This is a genomic window from Lentzea sp. NPDC051208, from assembly GCF_040682435.1.
GTDB lineage: Bacteria > Actinomycetota > Actinomycetes > Mycobacteriales > Pseudonocardiaceae > Lentzea > Lentzea kristufekii.
In genome coordinates, this window is record NZ_JBFBAW010000015.1 from 214384 (window position 1) to 233244 (window position 18861).

The window sequence follows — 18861 nt, forward strand, 5'->3', positions numbered from 1 at the left end:
TCATCTCGCCGCCAACTCCGTGTCAGCCCGATAGGTCTCCACCGCTGCATCACGTTCGGCCGGGGACCACCCCAGCGGGCCGGCGATCAGATCGGCGACCTCGCCCGCGACCGACGCGCCGAAGTCCAGGTGTTCCATCGAGATCCGGGTCCGCCGGGCGAGCACGTCCTCGAGTCCCAGCGCGCCCTCGTGCGTGACGGCGTACACGATCTCCGCCGCCAGGTAGCCCGCCACGGGTGAGGCCAGCGACGAGTCCTGCGCGATCATCGCCAGCACGTCGGACACGGCCGAGCCGTAGCGGCGCAGCAGACGCTCCACAGTGGACGTGGGCAGGCCGGACTCCGCAGCGACCCGAGTCCGGTCCGCCCACAGCTCTTGGAAACCGACGGCGCCGCACAACGGCAGCCGCTCGGTCAGTGAAGGTGCGACGCCGCGGCCCAGTCCGGCGACGGCCGCGTTCACGACGTCCGCCGCCATCACGCGGTAGGTCGTGTACTTGCCGCCCGCGATCACGAAGAAGCCCGGTTCGGGCTCTGCTACGGCGTGCTCTCGGGAGAGCTTCGACGTGTCGCTCGACGCTCCGGCGAGCAACGGCCGCAGGCCGGCGTACGTGCCGACGACGTCGTCCACCGACAAGGGGGACCGGAGCACGGCGTTGACGTGGTCGAGGATGTAGGTGACGTCGTCGGCGGTGGCGGACACGTCCTCGGGCGCACCGGAGTACGGCGTGTCCGTGGTGCCGATGATCCAGTAGGCGCCCCAGGGGATCACGAACAGCACCGACTTCTCGGTCTGCGTGATCAGTCCGCCGTCGAGCTGGATCTTCGACCGCTCCACCAGCACGTGCACGCCCTTGGACATCCGCACCTGGAACGGCGGCGTGCCGGGCGACATCGAGTTCAGCGAGTCGGTCCACACACCGGTCGCGCTGATCACCCGCCGGGCCCGCACGACGTGCGTCACGCCGGTGAGCTCGTCGCGCACCGAAGCACCGGAGACCCGGCCCTCCGAACGCAACAGCGACGTGACCCGAGCGCGCGAGACGACCGTCGCACCGTGCTGGGCGGCCGTGCGCACCAGCGTCGCCACGAGCCGCGCGTCGTCCATCTGCGCGTCGTAGTAGCGAATGGCGCCGGCGAAGGCGGAGGAGTCCACCGACGGACCGACCGAAGCCATCTTGCGGCGGGAGAGGTGCCGGTGCATCGGCACGGCCCCGGCGCCCCCGATCGAGTCGTACAGCAGCACGCCCGCGCCGACGTAGGCGCGTTCCCACTGCTTCTTCAGCGGGAAGAGGAACGGCACCGGCCGCACCAGGTGCGGTGCGAGCCGGCGCAGCAACAACCCACGTTCCTTCAGAGCTTCCCGGACCAGCTTGAACTCCAGCTGCTCCAGGTACCGCAGCCCGCCGTGGACGAGCTTGCTGGACCGGCTCGACGTGCCCGCCGCCCAGTCGTCGGCCTCGACCAGGGCGACGGAGAGGCCGCGGGACGCCGCGTCGAGAGCAGCGCCCGCGCCGACCACCCCGCCTCCGACGACGAGGACGTCGAACTCCGTGCTGCCCAACGCTTCGAGCGAACGGGCACGGCGAGCCGGATCCAGCTTTGCGAACAACTTCTTCAGCTCCCTAAAGAAAGAAGTCAGCGGACGTCGGCGTCGACCCAGTCGAACGACTTGGTGACGGCCTTCTTCCAGTTGCGGTACTCGCGCTCGCGCTCGCCGGAGTCGAGCTCCGGCGTCCAGCGCTTGTCCTCGGCCCAGTTGGCGCGCAGCTCGTCGAGCCCGGACCAGTAGCCGACGGCCAGACCGGCGGCGTACGCGGCACCGAGTGCGGTCGTCTCGGCGACGACGGGACGCACGACCGGCACGTCCAGCACGTCCGCCTGGAACTGCATCAGCAGCTCGTTCGCGACCATGCCGCCGTCGACCTTCAGCTCGGTCAGCGGCACACCGGAGTCGGCGTTCATCGCGTCCAGCACCTCGCGGGTCTGGAACGCCGTCGCCTCCAGCACGGCCCGCGCCAGGTGACCCTTGTTGACGAACCGGGTCAGGCCGACGACGGCACCGCGGGCGTCCGCCCGCCAGTACGGCGCGAACAGACCGGAGAACGCCGGCACGAAGTACGCGCCACCGTTGTCGTCCACCGTCTTGGCCAGCGTCTCGATCTCCGCGGCCGAGCTGATGATGCCGAGGTTGTCGCGCAGCCACTGCACCAGCGAGCCCGTGACGGCGATGGAGCCTTCCAACGCGTAGACGGGAGCCTCGTCGCCGATCTTGTAGCAGACGGTCGTGAGCAGACCGTTCTTCGAGGCGACCTTCTCGGTACCGGTGTTGAGCAGCATGAAGTTGCCGGTGCCGTAGGTGTTCTTCGCGGTGCCGGGCTCGTAGCAGACCTGGCCGAACGTCGCGGCCTGCTGGTCGCCGAGGATGCCCGCGATCGGCACGCCCTTGAGCACGCCGCCGGGGCCGCCGGTGCCGTAGACCTCGGAGGAGGAACGGATCTCGGGCAGCATGGACAGCGGGATGCCCATGTCGGCGGCGATCTCCGCGTCCCACTGCAGCGTGTCGAGGTCCATCAGCATGGTCCGCGACGCGTTGGTGACGTCGGTCGCGTGCACACCGCCGTTGGGGCCGCCGGTGAGGTTCCACAGCGTCCACGTGTCGGTGTTGCCGAACAGCAGGTCGCCGGCCTCGGCGCGCTCGCGGGCGCCCTCGACGTTGTCGAGGATCCAGCGGATCTTGGGGCCGGAGAAGTAGGTGGCCAGCGGCAGGCCGACCTTCGCCTTGTAGCGGTCGGCACCGCCACCGAGGGCGCCGAGCTCCTCGACGATCGCCTGGGTGCGGGTGTCCTGCCAGACGATCGCGTTGTAGACCGGTTCGCCGGTGTTCTTGTCCCACACCACCGCGGTCTCGCGCTGGTTGGTGATGCCCACGGCGGCGAGGTCACCGGTGTTCAGGTCGGCCGTGGACAGTGCCTGGCCGATCACGAACCGGGTGTTCTCGGAGATCTCCACCGGGTTGTGCTCGACCCAGCCGGCGCGGGGGAAGATCTGCTCGTGCTCCTTCTGACCCACGGCGACGATGGAGCCGCTGTGGTCGAAGATGATCGCCCGCGTGCTGGTCGTGCCCTGGTCGACGGCGAGAACGTACTGCGTCATCGAAACTGTCCTTTCCGGATGGTCAGATCAGAACGCGAGCGAGGCGATGACACCGGCGAGCGCGCCGCCGATGATCGGGCCCACGACCGGCACCCAGGAGTAGCTCCAGTCGGAGTCCTTCTTGCCCACCGCTTCACCGTCGGTGCCCTTGTAGGACAGGGGAAGCAGCGCGTGGGCGATGCGCGGGCCGAGGTCGCGGGCGGGGTTGATCGCGTAGCCGGTGGGACCACCGAGAGAGGCACCGATGCCGACGACGAGCATGGCCACGGCCAGCGGGCCGAGCTGGGTCGGCGTCTTGCCGAGCGCGAGGACCACGAAGACCAGGACGAACGTGCCGATGATCTCGCACACCAGGTTCCAGGTGTAGCTGCGGATCGCCGGGCCGGTGGAGAAGACCGCGAGCTTGAGGCCCTCGTCGGGCGTCTCGTCGAAGTGCGGCTTGTACGCGAGCCACGCGAGCACGGCACCGAGGAACGCGCCGAGCATCTCACCGGCGAAGTAGACGAGCGTCGAGCCCACGCCGACCGGCACACCGGGGGCGAACTCGTCCGCGCCACTGGTGAGGATGCCGATCGTCACGGCGGGGTTGAGGTGCGCGCCCGACTTGTAAGCGATGTAGACACCGGCGAAGACACCGAGGCCCCAGCCGAAGTTGATCAACAGCCACCCGCCGTCGAAACCCTTCGACTTGGCGAGCAGCACGTTGGCCACCACACCCGCACCCAGCAGCAACAAGATGCCCGTACCGAGCACCTCGCTGAGGAACACTGTCCCGAGACCCACGCTGGCCTCCCATTCGTCCTTGAACGGCTGATCACCACGTGGTGATTGACGCGGAACGTAATGAGCCACGTCACGCCTGCTCAACAGGCACGTTTCGACAATGTCGACACCTGTGACCCCCGAAGGTGTGACCGAGTGGTCACGCTGCGCGCAGACAAGGCGTTTCAGGCCTGTTTCCTGGGCTGATGGCCGCCGTAGCTGTTCGACATTGCCGACACGGGTCGTCTCAATTACGTTTCTCGCGTGCCGGGACCCATCCAGTCGATCGAACGCGCCGCAGCCGTGCTGCGGCTTTTGGCGCGTGGCTCCGGCCACCACGGTCTCACGGAGATAGCCGACTCGCTCGGTCTCGCGCGGGGTACCGCGCACGGGATTCTCCGTACGCTGCAACGGGTCGAGTTCGTCGAGCAGGACCACACGACCGGGCGGTACCGGCTCGGCGCCGCGCTGCTGCACCTGGGAACGTCCTACCTCGACGCGAACGAGCTGCGTTCTCGATCGATCAACTGGGCCGACACGCTCGCCGCGCGGTCCGGCCAGGAGGTGCGGATCGGCATGCACCACGACGGCGCCGTGCTCGTCGTGCACCACGTGTTCCGGCCCGATGACTCTGTGCAAACACTCGGCATCGGCGCGATGCTGCCGTTGCACGCCACCGCGCTCGGCAAGGTGCTGCTCGCCTACGACCCGGACCTGTCGGCGGCCGCACGCCGGCGGGAGCTCACGTCGCTGACGCGCAGGACGATCACGCGCACCCAGATGCTGGAGCGCGTGCTGACCGAGGTGCGCGGGCAGGGCTGGGCCGGCGAGGCCGAGGAGTACATGCCGGGCGAGGCGAGCATCGCCGCGCCGATCCGGATCCCCGGCGGCCTGGTGATCGGCGCGATCGGGATCTCGGGTGCCGCGGACCGCCTGTGCGACTCGGCGGGCCGTCCGCGTGCGACGCTGGTGCGTCAGGTCGTGCAGGCCGCCGAGGCGGTCACCACTTCGCTCGTCGACGAGAACTGAAGGGCTCGCCGTGCAACGGTTCGTAATGGCGATCGACCAGGGCACGACGTCGACGCGCTGCATCGTGTTCGACCAGAACGCCCGCCTCGTCGCGGTCGCCCAGCGCGAGCACCGGCAGTACCACCCGCGGCCGGGCTGGGTCGAGCAGGACGCCGTGGAGATCTGGCGCAACGTCGACCGGATCGTGCCGCAGGCGTTGCGGCAGGCCGGGATCACGGCCGACCAGGTGGTCGCGATGGGGATCACGAACCAGCGCGAGACGTTCGTGCTGTGGGACCGGCACACGGGTGTCCCCATCGGACGCGCGATCGTCTGGGAGGACATCCGCACCGAGGACCTCGTCGCCGAGCTCGGGAAGAAGCAGGGCATCGAGGAGGTCCGCGACCGCTGCGGCCTGCCGCTCGCGACGTACTTCTCGGCGCCGTCGCTGCGGTGGATGCTCGACAACGTGGCCGGGCTGCGCGCGAAGGCCGAACGCGGCGACGTCCTGTTCGGCACCATGGACACCTGGCTGATCTGGAACCTCACCGGCGGCGTCAGCGGGGGCCTGCACGTCACGGACGTGACCAACGCGTCGCGGACGATGCTGATGAACCTCTCGACGCGGCAATGGGATCCGATGCTGCTGGAGTTCTTCGGCGTGCCGTCCTCGATGCTGCCGGAGATCCGGCCGTCGACCGAGATCAGCGGCGTCACGACCCGCGTGGTGCCGGGCATCAAGATCGCGGCTGCCCTGGGCGACCAGCACGCGGCCCTGTTCGGGCAGACCTGCTTCGAGAAGGGGTCGATCAAGGGCACGTACGGCACCGGCGGGTTCCTGCTGATGAACACCGGCACCGAGCTGGTGCGGTCGAAGCACGGGCTGCTGACGACGATCGGCTACCAGATCGGCGGCGAACCGGCGTACGCGCTGGAGGGTTCGATCGCCGTGGCCGGGTCGCTGGTGCAGTGGTTCCGCGACAACCTGGGGCTGATCCACAGCGCGCCGGAGATCGAGACCCTGGCGCGCACGGTGAAGGACAACGGCGGCTGCTACATCGTGCCGGCGTTCTCGGGACTCTTCGCGCCGCACTGGCTCTCGCAGGCGCGCGGGCTCGTCGTCGGGCTGACGTCGTACATCAACAAGGGCCACCTGGCGCGGGCCGTGCTGGAGGCGACGGGCTGGCAGACGCGCGAGGTGGTCGACGCGATGAACGCCGACCTCGGCGTGCCGACGCCGGTGTTGAAGGTGGACGGCGGGATGACCGCCGACCACCTGCTCATGCAGTTCATCTCGGACGTGCTGGACATCCCGGTGCAACGGCCACTGGTCGCCGAGACGGTGTCGCTCGGTGCGGCCTACGCGGCCGGTCTGGCCGCCGGGTACTGGCCGGACCTGGAGGGGTTGCGGAGGAACTGGCACCTGGCCGCGCGGTGGAACCCGGCGATGGACGCCCGGCACCGCGAGGACGAGTACGCGAACTGGAAGCGGGCCGTGGAACTCACGTTCGCGTGGGCCCGCTCCACTCCGTCCAGTTAGGAGCGTTGCTTCCGCACCCACGCGGCGACGTCGTCGGTCTCGATCGGCAGCGCGTCGGACAGGACGTCCGCGCCGGTCGAGGTGACGACCAGGTCGTCCTCGATGCGCACGCCGATGCCGCGCAGCTCCGGCGGCAGCGTCTCGTCGTTGGGGTGGAAGTACAGGCCGGGCTCGACCGTGAGCGCCATGCCGCGCTCCAGGATGCCCTGCTGGTAGGTCTCCTGACGGGCGTCGGCGCAGTCGTGCACGTCGAGGCCGAGGAAGTGCCCGGTGCCGCAGACGATGTAGCGGCGGTGGTGCTGGCCGGACGGGTCGAGCGCCTTGTCGACGCTGACCGGCAGCAGGCCCCAGTCGTGCAGGCCCTCGGCGAGCACGCGCATGGCGGTGTGGTGGAACGCGCTGTAGTCGTTGCCCGGCCGCACTTCCGCGAGCGCGGCGACGTGCGACCTCAGCACCAGGTCGTACACCTGGCGCTGCGGCTCGCTGAACTCGCCGCTGACCGGGAACGTCCGGGTGACGTCGGCGGTGTAGAGGGAGTTCATCTCGACGCCGGCGTCGAGCAGCAGCAGGTCGGCGTCGTTCACGCGGCCGTCGCAGCGCGTCCAGTGCAGGACCGGGGCGTGCGGGCCGGCGGCGACGATCGAGGTGTAGCCGGGGCCCTTGCCCTCGGTGCGGGCGCGGCGGTCGAACGTGCCCTGCAGCCAGCGCTCTCCCCCGCCGCGCACGGCCTGGCCGAGCTCCATGGCGACGTCGGCGAAGCCCTTGACCGACGCGTCGACGGCCTGGCGGAGCTGGTCGATCTCCCAGTCGTCCTTGATCCGGCGCAGCTCGGCGAGCACGGTGCGCAGCTCGTCGCTGTGCGAGCCGGTCAGCGCGTCGAGCAGCGGGTCGACGCCCTTGGCGACGAGCGTCTCCGGGTGGCGGCCGCGCAGGGCGTTCGCGAGGTCCTCCAGCGGCCGGGCCGTGATGCCGAGCGCCCGGCCCCACTCCTTCGGGCCGGCGGCGGCGCCGATCCAGAACGGGCTGCGGTCGGCGTCACCGAAGAAGTCGACGCTGTGGGTCTCGCTCGGGACCGGCACGAACAGCGTGGCGTCGTCGCCGCTCAGCACCAGCACGGCGCCCTCGACCTGGCAGCCGGTCAGCCAGACGAAGTCGCTGTCGGCGCGGAACTCGTGGAACGTGTCGTTGGACCGGACGTGCGCGCGCCCGGCGGCCAGCGCGATCCGCTTGCCGGGCAGCGCCGCGGTGAGCCTGGCGCGATGAGCAGCGGCCGCCTGCGCCGTGCCCTGCGGCAGGTCGACGGAGCTGTCCCACTCACCCCAGCCGTCGCGGATGTACGTGCGGAAACCGTCCGCGTCCACCAGTTTCGCCATGTCGCGGCGTGTCCGAGCCAATTCAGGTCCTTCCGGGTCAGTCCTCCGCTCCACCCTTCCCGCAGCCGACGGGGTCCCGCCAATCCCAGATGGCCATAGCTTCGCGCTATAGAAGGCGGGAAGGTGCATCCACCGGACGGCCGCAGCGCTCTTCCTACTGGAGGAGGCATCGCCATGAACCCTCTGACGCTCACCTGTCTCGTGGCCGCCGTCGCGCCCACGACCACGACGAACGCACCTCCGAAACCACCTCGCACCACGACGACGAAGCCGCCACCACCACCGCCGAGACCCCCGGACCGCTGGGTGCTCACGGCCGGCCTGCGCGGGTCGATCGAGCAGCAGGACCGGCAGTTCTTCCCCGCGAACGGGGCCGGATCCAGGGGCAGATGCACGCGTACTTCTTCTGCGAATGGTTCGGCGTGCACTACTCGGTGCTGGGCCTGACCGCGGCGGACTACCTGATCCGCGGCGCGGACGGCATGGTCGTCCCGCTGACCGTGCTGGCGGCCGCGGGCCTGCGGTTGCTGGGGGCCACCGCTTTCCGCACACCGCGCTGGCTCCGCGGACGTGGCGCGTCCGGACGCGGCGGGCCGTGCCGGTGCTGGTGTCACTGGGCCTGGTGCTCGTGCTGGCCGGGCTCGCGGCGCCCGCCCTGTTCCACCGGGCGGCGGGCCTGCCGGATGTGTGCGTGGCGCTGGGCGTGCTCCTGTTCCCCGTGGCGGAGCACCTGCACACGTCGCTGTCCGGCAAGCAGCCCGCCGGCGTCGTGCCGGTGATCCAGTGGACGCTGACCTTCGTGCTCGCGAGCATCGGCCTGTTCTGGGCGGTCAACGACTACTCGGCGGCGGTCGGCGAGGCCGGGGGGTACGAGTACGAGACCAAGCTCCGCACGATGCCGGAGACGGTCGTGTCCAGCACCAGGGACCTCGGGATCCGGGCGCCGGACGTCACCGCGACACCGTGCACCGCGCCGGACTCGGCCTACCGGTTCCGCTACGACGGCCTGGTCCTGGTGCTGCAGCCGGGCGGCCCGAGCTTCCTGCTGCCGAAGGGCTGGACCAGGCTCGACGGCGTCGCCCTGGCGCTGCCGCGCTCGGGCGACGTGCGCCTGCTGACCCCGCGTATAGCCTCGCCCTATGGAACTGGAGATCCGGCACCTCCGGGCGATCTGCGCGATCGGTGACGCGGGCAGCGTGTCCAGGGCGGCCACGCAGCTCGGCATCTCCCAGCCGTCGCTCACCACCCTGCTCCAGCGGGTCGAGCGCATGGTCGGCGGCACGCTCTTCGACCGCGGCCGCTCCGGCACCGTTCCCACTCCGCTCGGCACGCAGATGCTGCAACGGGCCAGGTTGCTGCTGGTGGAGCTGGAGGCGTTCGGCTCGGACACGGCGGGCCGCGGCGGGCCCGTCCGGTTCGGATCAGTGCACATGGAGTGCGTCGCCGCCCTGTACACACGGCTGGAGAAGACGCTCGACGACGTCAAGCTGGTGGTCGACCCGTCCTCCACCGGGCTCGCGCTGGCGCTGGCGAACGGGCACCTCGACGCGGCGGTGATCGCCGTCGACGAGGAGGGCGACCTCGGGCTGCCGCGCGGGATCGCGCAACGGGTCCTGGTGCCGTGGGTACCGGTGTACATCGCCGTTCCCGCTGCTCATCGCCTTGCGGCGCAGTCTGAGGTGGAGCTCGCCGACCTCGCCGGGGAGGCGTGGATCGGGCCGCCGGGTGCCGAGGACGGGTCGCTGACGGCGTTGCGGGCGGCGTGCCGTGCGGTGGGCTTCGTGCCGCGGATCCGCTTCGAGGTGCCGAGCGGGGCGGGGCGGCAGCTGATCGCGGCGGGCAAGGCCGTGCAGCTGGTCGAGCCGACATCGCAGGGCGGTCCGGGGGTCGCGGTGCGGCCGCTGGCCGGGGCACCGATGCGGATGCGGCTGGTGTTCGCGTGGCGGCGGGAGCGGCTGACCTGGAGCCAGGCCAGCAGCGTGTTCGCCGACGTGCTGGGTGCGTACGCCGGCCAGGCCGTGGCCAGTCCGGTGTTCCGACCCTGGTGGGAGGAGCGGGGCGCGGCGCTCACCTCCACCGGGTGAAGCGCGCTCGAAGCACCAGCACGAGGGTGAGCATCTGCTCGGCGAGACGGTCGAACAACGCCGGCTACGGCCACGACTTCAACACGCCCTGCGCGCTCCAGCGAGATGATGTTGCGCCAGGCCCGCGAAGCCGAGTCACCACGGCCTGGTGCACGACTGTTCAAGCCGCAGCGCCAGGGTCCTGCGAAGCATCCTCGCCCTGACCGCCGCGATCTGGCACAACGACAGGACTGACCAGCCCGTCGAACCCTCACTGATCGCCTACGGCCACTGACCTTGGAACCAACCATCCAGACGGGCGGTGGCCGGGCATCACGCCCGGCCGGCGCTACTCACGCTCACTCGGGGAAGTGCTCTCCCCGCACGCGCGTGATCCGGCTCGGCATCAAGGTCCTGAGGTTCAGGGCAGCTCGCGGAGCCAGCCTGGCCGTCGTCGTCGAGCACGTTCTCCCCGCGCGCCAGCGGAGATCCCCGCCTCAACGTGCTGTCCTGGGCGAGATCCTGTCGCGAAACCCAGGTGTTGGACGACCGCGTTCCAGGCAATGGGATGGCGGCTTTGAATTGGCCTGGCACCTATATAACGTGGATCACATCCTTCGGGCGGTCGCGAGATACGCTGCTGGGGCAATAATTTCCTGCCTGAGTTCGACTACGCGCCCCGGCGCGTGGCCACCATTTCGAAGCTCCACTGCAGCGGCGGAAATGGAAGGCGATTTTCAGATACCAGACGAAGGCCACCGTCAGGTCGAACTGGAGGGCGTTCCGCACCATGAAGCCCTCGTTTGCCTGTTCATTCGCCAATAACGGAGGTCACCGGAGCATGCAGGGCTCTACCGTTCTGATCACCGGCGGCGCCAAGGGACTCGGTCGTTTGTTCAGTGAGGCTCTTGGCAGGGAGGGCGCAAGGGTGTTCATCACCGGGCGGGACACCATGGCGATGGACGACACGGTCAAGGCGCTGAGCGCGGACGGAATCGCGATCGAAGCGATTCGGGCCGACGTGGTGGACAGAGCCGCCATGCAGGCCGCCGTTGCGCGGATCGTGGACGTCAGCGGACGCCTGGACGTGCTCGTCAACAATGCCGTCGATCCTGGTCCGGTCGGGCCGACCGCCGATGTCGACTTCGACGCCTGGTGGTACACCCAGCGGGTCAACGTGGCAGGACCGCTGATCGCCGCACAGGCCGCACTGGCGTTTATGAACCGCGTCGGCCGGGGCAGGATCATCAACCTCGTCAGCCCGGCCGGTATTCATCGATGGCCGTATGCCACGGCGTATTCCGTGTCGAAGGCGGCGTTGCTCAAGCTCACTGAAAACCTGGCCGCCGAACTCGGCTCCACCGGCATTACGGTGTTCAGCTACAATCCCGGCTTTGTCGATGCAGGGCTCACCCGTACCGGCATCGAATTCGCGGAAAGCACTGACAATCCCTGGCTGCGCCGGATCGGGCGCTGGGCGGTCAAAGTCCGGGACAATGGCGACTTCACCCCCTTGGAAGTCGCTGTGAGAACGCTTGTTCGCCTGGCGCGCGGCGACGCCGACGCGTGGTCGGGGCGAGTCATCAACGCCGGCGACGACCTCCTTACCGCCGTCTCGGGCGGGGAACGCGTGCCTGCGTCCCCGGCCGATGCCCGGGAGTTCCGATGAGACGGACGCGCCGCCTGGGCGCCAGCCAGCTGACCGTGTCTCCCATCGGACTGGGAACCTCGACCTGGGGCAGCTCGACCGATCCCGCCGACGCGGCGGTCCAGCTGGCCACCTACATCGACGCAGGCGGGAACCTCGTGGACACGGCGGATGTCTACGGCGGTGGTCGCGCCGAGGAAATCATCGGTCGAGTGCTCGCGGGCGGCCTGCCACGTGACTCCGTCGTCCTGGCCACCAAGTCCGCTGCAGTCATCAGTGACGGTAAGCCATCCGCGAATGCTTCCCGCAGTTACCTGCTGGCCGCGCTGGACGCCTCACTCGTTCGACTGCAGACCGATCATGTCGACTTGTGGCAGTTGCACGGGTGGGACCGGCGCGTCCCACTCGAGGAGACGCTCGACGCCATCGACGCTGCGATCAGTGCGGGGAAAGCGCGTCATGCTGGTGTCTGCAACTACGCAGGATGGCAGACTGCGGCTGCGGCCGTGCTCCAGTCCGCGAAGGACAGTAGCCCGCTCACCAGCACGCAGGTCGAGTATTCGCTGCTCGAACGAGGCGTGGAGCGGGAAGTAGTGCCGGCGGCTGAACACCAGGGGTTGGGCATTCTCGCGTGGGCGCCTCTGGGCCGAGGGGTGCTGACCGGAAAGTACCGCTTTGGCGTACCACAAAAGCGTGCCGACAGCCGATTCTTCAAGTGGTACGTGGGAAGACACCTCAATGATCGCGCGGCGAGAATCGTCGATGCCGTCGTCTCCGTCGCCGACGAACTCGACGTGACGCCAGTCGCCGTGTCTCTGGCGTGGGTTCGTGACCGACCAGGTGTGGCGGCCGCGCTGGTAGGCGCACGGAGCAACGATCAGCTCAGGGAATCCTTAGCCAGCGCGGATCTCCGCCTGCCTGAAGTACACCGCCAGCGGCTCAACGAGATATCCCGGCCGTATATCGGCTACCCCGAAGCCAGCATCTGATCACAAAGGTGGCGAAGGCCATGGCAATGGAGCAACGGCCGAAGTATCTCACCACTGCACAATTCACCGCTGATCCCTGCGGTGTGCTTGGCGAGTTGCGCGAGACGACGCCTGCTTCTCTCGTCGAGGTGAACGGCTTCCGGATGTGGGCCGTGACCAGGTATGCGGATGTCCGACGTGTCCTCTCTGATTCCGAAGCATGCAAGGACATCGTTCAGCACCGCAAGAAAATTGTGCCGCAGTCCCTTCTCCGGCCCGAGCGCAGCGCCAGGCTCGCACCTGAGTCGCGACGGAGCTTGCTCGACCGCGACGGTCCCGAGCATCGAAGGCTGCGTAGCCAGCTGGCCGGCGAGTTCAGCACGACGCGGCTAAGCGGCGTGCTGCCGACAATCCAACGTACAGCCAACGCACTGCTCGACCAACTTCCCGCCGGTGAACCGGTCGACCTCGTTGCAGCCTACGCGCGCCCCCTTGCCGCCACAGTACTGGCGGATCTCGTCGGCCTTCCCGAGCACGAACGTGACGAGTTTTCTGACTGGCAGATGTCTATGCTGACCGGTTCCAGCATCGCCGAAGTGGAAGATGGCGCCCGGCGTTTACACGAACTGGCTTTGCGTATGATCGAATTGAAGAGACGTGAACCTGGGGACGACCTGTTCACTCGTTTGCTGCAGATTCATGACGACAAGGACGGAATGGATGCCGAAGAGCTGGCCTCCACGTTCGTGGTGCTGTTGATCGGCGGTTCGGAACCGGCGAGTGCCATCGGCAGTGGTCTCGCGCTGCTGCTCGACCGTCCGCGCCTCGTCACACGCTTGCTAGCTTCACCCGAACTCTTCAGCCAAGCCGTCGAGGAAATCGTACGCTACGAGTCGCCGTTCAAACTGCTTCCCCCGCGGTTCTTCGACAAGCCGGTGACTTTGGACTCCGTAACGATTCCGGCTGGCGAGCTGATCGTGACGGCCCCCGGCGCGGCGTGTCGTGACCCCCGGCAGTTCGCAGACCCGGATGCCTTTGACATTGATCGTGACACGCGCGGACACCTCGGGTTCGGCCACGGTCCGCATCGATGCCTAGGCGCCGAACTGGGCCGCCGGGAAACCGCGACCGCCTTGAGCACTTTCTTCGCTCGATTCCCTCGTACTCGCATCACAGTTCCCACCGACGAGCTCGTCTGGCGTCCGGGTTCGTTCATGCGACGTCTCGACAGCTTGCCGGTGATCCTCGACTGACCGGATGTGCACTTCCAGTTCCGCAGTCACATGGACCCGCCATCGAAGTCGGCGTAGGCCGTGCCCCCGAATCTGGCCCTCTCCGTCGGCTGCCGGACGACCGGCGTGCGACCGAACCGTGTGCATGCGAACACGAACTCCAAGTGGGCGACCCAGCAGACAGCAGGAACTGAATTTCCGCAGCGCCGCCACGGCCGGTTCGCCATCCCGATCCTGCTGGTGGAGAACGCGTTGGCCAACGAGCAGAGGTCAGTGCTGCTGTGCGACGCGCGCGGTGACGCGATCCGGCACAGGCACTACATCAGCACGCTGCTGGCCCTCTCAGACCGACCGCGACGCACGGACCGCGTGACCGCGTTGCACCGGGTGCCGGCCGAACACGGGCTGGGACTGGCGGGCGGCGATCCGTCTGCGGCACGAAGTGCAAGAGCGCACGGAGCAACGCGACGTGTTGCTGCGGCAGGTCTTCCTTGGCAACCTGGGGCTGCCCGCGCGAGCTCTGCGAGAAGGTCCGGCAGGACTTCTGCACGTGCGCCGTACCTGACCTCAAGACGGTGCTCGTTGACGCGGGCCACGTCTGCAGTGATCTCGACGAGCGGACGATAGGCCCGTCATCAGGAAGGACGAAAGCGTCGAGTGCCCGCCGCACAAGCGGTACGACGCCGTGCACGCTCGTCAGCGCGCGGATTCAAGAGGTCGATCAGTTCCTGAACAGACACATCCAGCGCCTTCGCGAGACGCGGCTGCAGCCAGGGCTCCGGAGTGGACTTGTCCTGCTCCCAGCGACCGACTGTTCCGGAAGTGACTCGCAGGAACTCGGCCGGGCACTCCTGTGAATGCCAGCCGCACCCGGAACTCCGTACTCATCAGAGTCTTTCCCTGCGCCCCGTCCCGCGCCGACTCCTCCCAGAGCACGACCTTGCCGGCCAACGCCGACTCCCGCACCACATCCGACTCAGCCATCACTACCCACCGTCGCCAATCTGTTCTCGTCAACTCTGATGCCCACACACCACTGCGTCGCCGCATTCGCTGGGCGAACCCGGTGCGCACCTCCTCGAGCTCAAGCGAGGTGTCCGGCAGGACGGAAGAGGCCGCTCAGGCCGATGCGTTGAATTCCCGTTGCGGCTACCGGTTTGATCCTGCAGTGAAGCGGTCTCTCTCATGCCGCGGAGATCCGCAACGACGAAAGCATTCACCGCTGCGCGGCTGAAGTGCGCCATCATCCACTCGCACAGCATTTCACCTCGTGACACGAAATCGGAATACAGTCATCATGACCACGCGGACGGCGTTGCTCCGCATAGCGGCCAGATGCACTGCTTCGTGCGTCTGTTCACAGAGGTCCACCAGGCCGCGCAGGAACCCGGCCACTCCGAGAGTGAGCACGCAGCAACACGACCAGCACCTCTTCACGGGTAAACCAGAGCGTCCGCGGCGAAGACCGCGGGGACGTGCGAGCCCAGGAGCGGAAGCGGCACCCGAAAGTCCTGAATGGACTGAGAACGGACTGCCGGGCCGGCTACGGGGACGTGACGAGGATCGCTGATCAGTGACCAGGACACTGCGGTTGTCCACAGCGCCGAACCGCTCTTCGTGTCACACAGTCGCGCGCGCTCCGCGCTGGCCCGTCCGCACTCACGAACGGGCAGCCGGCCAACTGAGCGGCACAACGCGGCCTGTAGACCGAAACGACACCGTGTCCACTCCCACTGTCGTTAGAAAAGTCACCACAGTGGACATGTGAGAAATCTCGGCGCCACCCACGCCCCGGCACGACGTTGTCAGGGCTTGGACGGCCCCGAACCGACGTGACCAGCTTATTTCCAGCTGGTAAGTCCTCTGCCCGCGACGGTTCGCGAACTTGACCGGACGGGTACCCGCGCCGTGCAATTGAAAGGAGGCCAACCCCCCCAAAATGAGCCAAAAACTACCCGAACGGCCTAGCCGACCACTACGGAGCGCGCAAAATGGTCGCCGATGCACGCCATCCCCGGAATCCTGAAGGGCGGACCGACCTCGTCGGCCGCGATGCTGAGTTGAAACGGATCGCCGAGGCTCTTGAGTCGGCGAAGGCCATGACACCCACCACGCTCCTGGTCGAAGGCGCCACAGGCATCGGCAAGACGGCGCTCCTGGAGGCGGCATGCGAGCTCGCCCACGAGCGCGGGTTCGTGGTCTGCCGGGCGACCGCGTCGCCGATGGAGCGGGAAATGCCCTTCGCCGTCGTTCAGCAGCTCTTCGAGCACCTGCACCAGGAGCTGTCCCCCGGCCGGGACGACGCGATCACGCCGCACGGGCGCGACGTCATCGCCGGGCACTTCACCGCCAAGGTGGACGAATTCGAGGAGATCCAGGTCCACCAGGCGATCCGGGGCGTCTACCGCTTCACGGCCGGTCTCGCCCAACGTTCACCGCTGTGCCTGGTCATCGACGACGTGCAATGGACGGACGTGCCGTCGTTGCGCTGGCTGAACTACCTCGTTCACCGCGTCGTCAAGCTGCCGCTCGCGATCCTGATGGCCCGGACGTCGGGGATCCAGCCGACCGATCCCCTGCTGATCGCCGAGCTGGAGATCTACTCCGAGCGCCTGAAGCTCGCGGTCTTCAAGACGCAAGACGTCGTGCACCTCACCGAGCGAGTGCTCGGGCGCACACCGGACAAGAAGTTCGCAGAGGCCGTCGTCCACGCCACCAACGGCTGTCCCATGGTGACGGGTCACATCCTGGGTCTGATGCGGGAACGGTCGCTACCGCCGGACGAGAACGCCGCGGGCAACCTGCTCCGCCCCGATTTCCAAGAGCTCGGTCAATCGATGCTCGCACGGCTCAACCGCCAGTCACGCGGACTCGTCGAGATCGCCAAGGCGATCGCGGTCGTGGCGCCGGCCGACCTGGACCTCTTGACTGCCGTCACCGGCACGAACACCGGTGCAGCCGCCGACCAGGTGCGGCAACTGGAGGGAATGGGTGTGCTGACACCGGAGGGCAAGCTCACGTTCACGCACTCGGTGATCAAGAACGCGATCGAGAGCGCGGTCTGCTATGGGGAACGTGAAGAGCTGCACGCCGAGGCCGCACGGTTCCTGCACCACACGCGGGCGCCCGCCGTTCTTGTGGCACGCCATGTCCTGCGGACGTCCTCGCGGTTGGGTGCATGGGCGGTGGAGGCCCTGCGCACCGCCGCCGACACCTTGATCGTCGAGGGCGATCCCCGCGCTGGTGCGAGCCTTCTCAACAGGGCTTTCGAGGAGGACCTCTCCGTCGAGCAGAGAAAGGATCTGCTGCTACGGCTTGGTCATGCCGAAATCTACTTCGACCCGCGGATGGCCGTGGTGCACATCGAGGAGGGGATGACCGGGCTGGACGACCCGGAGAAGGTCCTCGCGGTCGCTTGCCGGCTCGCCCAGGTCCTCTACCTCGACGGCGCGTACGACAGTGCGAGCGATGTGCTGCGCCGGACCATGGCCGAGGTCGGACCGAAGATCCCCGGGGCCACCGACGTGTTGCGCCTGCTGGAACGGGTCACCGTGCCGTCCCGGGACCCGACGGCTGATCAGGTGGACTTCCGCCGGTTCGACGAGCAGGAGTGGCGCCGAGGTGACGCACGAGGTCGCGCGCTGGCGGGGCTGATCGCCGAGGACGCCAGCAACCGCGGCGTCGACCTTGCTCTGTGCCGGGAAACCGCGCTCACGGCGCTTTCGGGCGGCGTCACCTCCATCCTGCAGCACCCGCAACGGATGATCGGAGTGCTGAACTCTCTCCTCCGTGCCGATGAGGCAGAGCTCGTGATGCGCCACTGCAACGAGATCCTGCTCGAGGCTCATCGGCAAGGGCTGTCGTTGATCGCGCTGCTCGCCCACACCCTCCGGTCGCGGGCGCACCACTACTGCGGTTCCTTCACCGAGGCCGTCGCGGACGCGAAGCTCGCGTTGTCCGCGGCACGAACGGCGAAGCTCCCCCCGGACCACTTCGGACACGTCTACGCCATCGACGCCCAGGTCCGTGCTCAGCTGGCGCTCGGTGACGTCGATGCGGCGGAGAACGCGCTCCGGCCGTTCGGCAGGTCCAGGGCGTTGCCGCAGACCTGGCACCACACCGCGTTACTGCACGCCAGAGGCGCGTTGCGCATGGAACTCGGTGACAACGAGGAAGCGCTCGCAGACCAACTCGAGTGTGGTGAGCGGTTCGAGGCCTGGGGCCGGCCCAGCCCTGCTCTGCGCCCCTGGCGGTCCTACGCGGCGCTGGCACACCTCCGGCTCGAACAACCGAAGCCCGCCCTCGACCTAGCGTTGCAGGAGCTGAAACTGGCACGAGAGTGGGGCGCACCGACGGTCATCGGCCGTGCGCTGCTGACGGTGGGCATCGTGACCGGCGGTTCCGCCGCTGCTCCCTGGCTGACCGAGGCCGAATCCCTGCTGCGGCCCTCGCCCGCTCGGATGCTGCATGCACAGGTGCTGCTGGAACTCGCCGCCACGTGGTGGGACAACGGGCAACGCGACGCCGCACGGCAGCACTTCGCGGAGGCGCGAATGCTCAGCGAGCAGTGCGGCATCGTCGTGGAGCCGGGAGAGCGGCTCGCCGGCCTGACCTCCGGCAGCACTCCTGGCGCGCAGGTCCCGCAGCCCCCCGAACCGACGAAGGTCGTGCCACCTGATCCTCGGACCAACGCGCTCGCGCTGACGCCGCACGAGTACCGCGTGGCCAGTCTGGTGCTCGAAGGGAACTCGAACGACGAGATCGCGCACAAGCTGAACGTCTCGCGACGCACGATCGAGTTTCACCTCACGAGCATCTACCGCAAGCTCGGCGTGCGCCGGCGGACCCAGCTGTCCTCCGCACTTGCGGGCTTCGTCTCGCGGACGTGACAGCACCGGGGAAGGACACGCTGGGCACTGCGGTTCTGCCGCGGTGCCCGGCCGTCCGGTCGTACCGAATCCTGGCTCCACTTCGGTCGACATCGCTCACCCCGTGAGAACGCCTCGGGTGACCGGGCAGATGCTCATGAAGTGGCTTCCGTGTGACGTGCACGTGGAACTCCCGGCCGCGGGAAGGGGATGCTCGGCCGGGTCGCCGGCAGATCACCTGCGT

At 68.2% G+C, this 18861-nt stretch carries 12 protein-coding genes; 8 read left to right on the forward strand and 4 right to left on the reverse strand.

Features of this window, described 5'->3' with window-relative positions:
• The 3 genes from AB0M48_RS32630 to AB0M48_RS32640 are packed head-to-tail and all read right to left on the reverse strand — an operon-like array spanning position 1 to position 3938.
• Positions 1 to 1599, reverse strand: a complete 1599-nt coding sequence (locus AB0M48_RS32630; protein ID WP_363849336.1) for a glycerol-3-phosphate dehydrogenase/oxidase — start codon at positions 1597 to 1599, stop codon at positions 1 to 3.
• Between the two features lie 38 nt (positions 1600 to 1637).
• Positions 1638 to 3155, reverse strand: a complete 1518-nt coding sequence (glpK, locus tag AB0M48_RS32635) for a glycerol kinase GlpK (RefSeq protein WP_363849290.1) — start codon at positions 3153 to 3155, stop codon at positions 1638 to 1640.
• 27 nt (positions 3156 to 3182) lie between these two features.
• Positions 3183 to 3938 (reverse strand): MIP/aquaporin family protein, encoded by a 756-nt coding sequence (locus AB0M48_RS32640; RefSeq protein WP_090064073.1) that lies wholly within the window; start codon positions 3936 to 3938, stop codon positions 3183 to 3185.
• 243 nt (positions 3939 to 4181) lie between these two features.
• On the opposite strand from AB0M48_RS32640, the gene AB0M48_RS32645 reads away from it, so the two are divergent.
• Positions 4182 to 4946, forward strand: coding sequence for an IclR family transcriptional regulator (locus AB0M48_RS32645; RefSeq protein WP_319985039.1), 765 nt, complete (start codon positions 4182 to 4184; stop codon positions 4944 to 4946).
• Positions 4947 to 4971: 25 nt separating this feature from the next.
• A complete protein-coding gene (gene glpK, locus AB0M48_RS32650) occupies positions 4972 to 6465 on the forward strand; it encodes a glycerol kinase GlpK (RefSeq protein WP_363849338.1) in 1494 nt (497 codons plus the stop codon).
• On the opposite strand, the gene AB0M48_RS32655 is transcribed toward glpK (AB0M48_RS32650), so the two are convergent.
• Positions 6462 to 7838, reverse strand: coding sequence for an aminopeptidase P family protein (locus AB0M48_RS32655; protein ID WP_363849340.1), 1377 nt, complete (start codon positions 7836 to 7838; stop codon positions 6462 to 6464). The two genes, glpK (AB0M48_RS32650) and AB0M48_RS32655, sit on opposite strands and share 4 nt — an antisense overlap.
• Before the next feature lie 595 nt (positions 7839 to 8433).
• On the opposite strand from AB0M48_RS32655, the gene AB0M48_RS32660 reads away from it, so the two are divergent.
• The 6 genes from AB0M48_RS32660 (at position 8434) to AB0M48_RS32685 (ending at position 18638) form a co-directional block, all read left to right on the forward strand.
• Positions 8434 to 9024, forward strand: a complete 591-nt coding sequence (locus tag AB0M48_RS32660) for a hypothetical protein (protein WP_363849292.1) — start codon at positions 8434 to 8436, stop codon at positions 9022 to 9024.
• A complete protein-coding gene (locus AB0M48_RS32665) occupies positions 8978 to 9922 on the forward strand; it encodes a LysR family transcriptional regulator (protein ID WP_363849294.1) in 945 nt (314 codons plus the stop codon). Before AB0M48_RS32660 ends, AB0M48_RS32665 begins: the two co-directional genes overlap by 47 nt.
• Positions 9923 to 10742: 820 nt before the next feature.
• A complete protein-coding gene (locus tag AB0M48_RS32670) occupies positions 10743 to 11570 on the forward strand; it encodes an SDR family oxidoreductase (RefSeq protein WP_363849295.1) in 828 nt (275 codons plus the stop codon).
• Positions 11567 to 12538 (forward strand): aldo/keto reductase, encoded by a 972-nt coding sequence (locus AB0M48_RS32675; protein WP_363849297.1) that lies wholly within the window; start codon positions 11567 to 11569, stop codon positions 12536 to 12538. The genes AB0M48_RS32670 and AB0M48_RS32675 overlap by 4 nt, the downstream gene beginning before the upstream one ends.
• Before the next feature lie 8 nt (positions 12539 to 12546).
• Positions 12547 to 13770, forward strand: coding sequence for a cytochrome P450 (locus tag AB0M48_RS32680; RefSeq protein WP_363849299.1), 1224 nt, complete (start codon positions 12547 to 12549; stop codon positions 13768 to 13770).
• 1970 nt (positions 13771 to 15740) lie between these two features.
• On the forward strand, positions 15741 to 18638 hold the full coding sequence (locus AB0M48_RS32685) for a BREX system ATP-binding domain-containing protein (RefSeq protein ID WP_363849301.1): 2898 nt from the start codon (positions 15741 to 15743) through the stop codon (positions 18636 to 18638).
• The last annotated feature ends 223 nt before the right edge of the window (positions 18639 to 18861 follow it).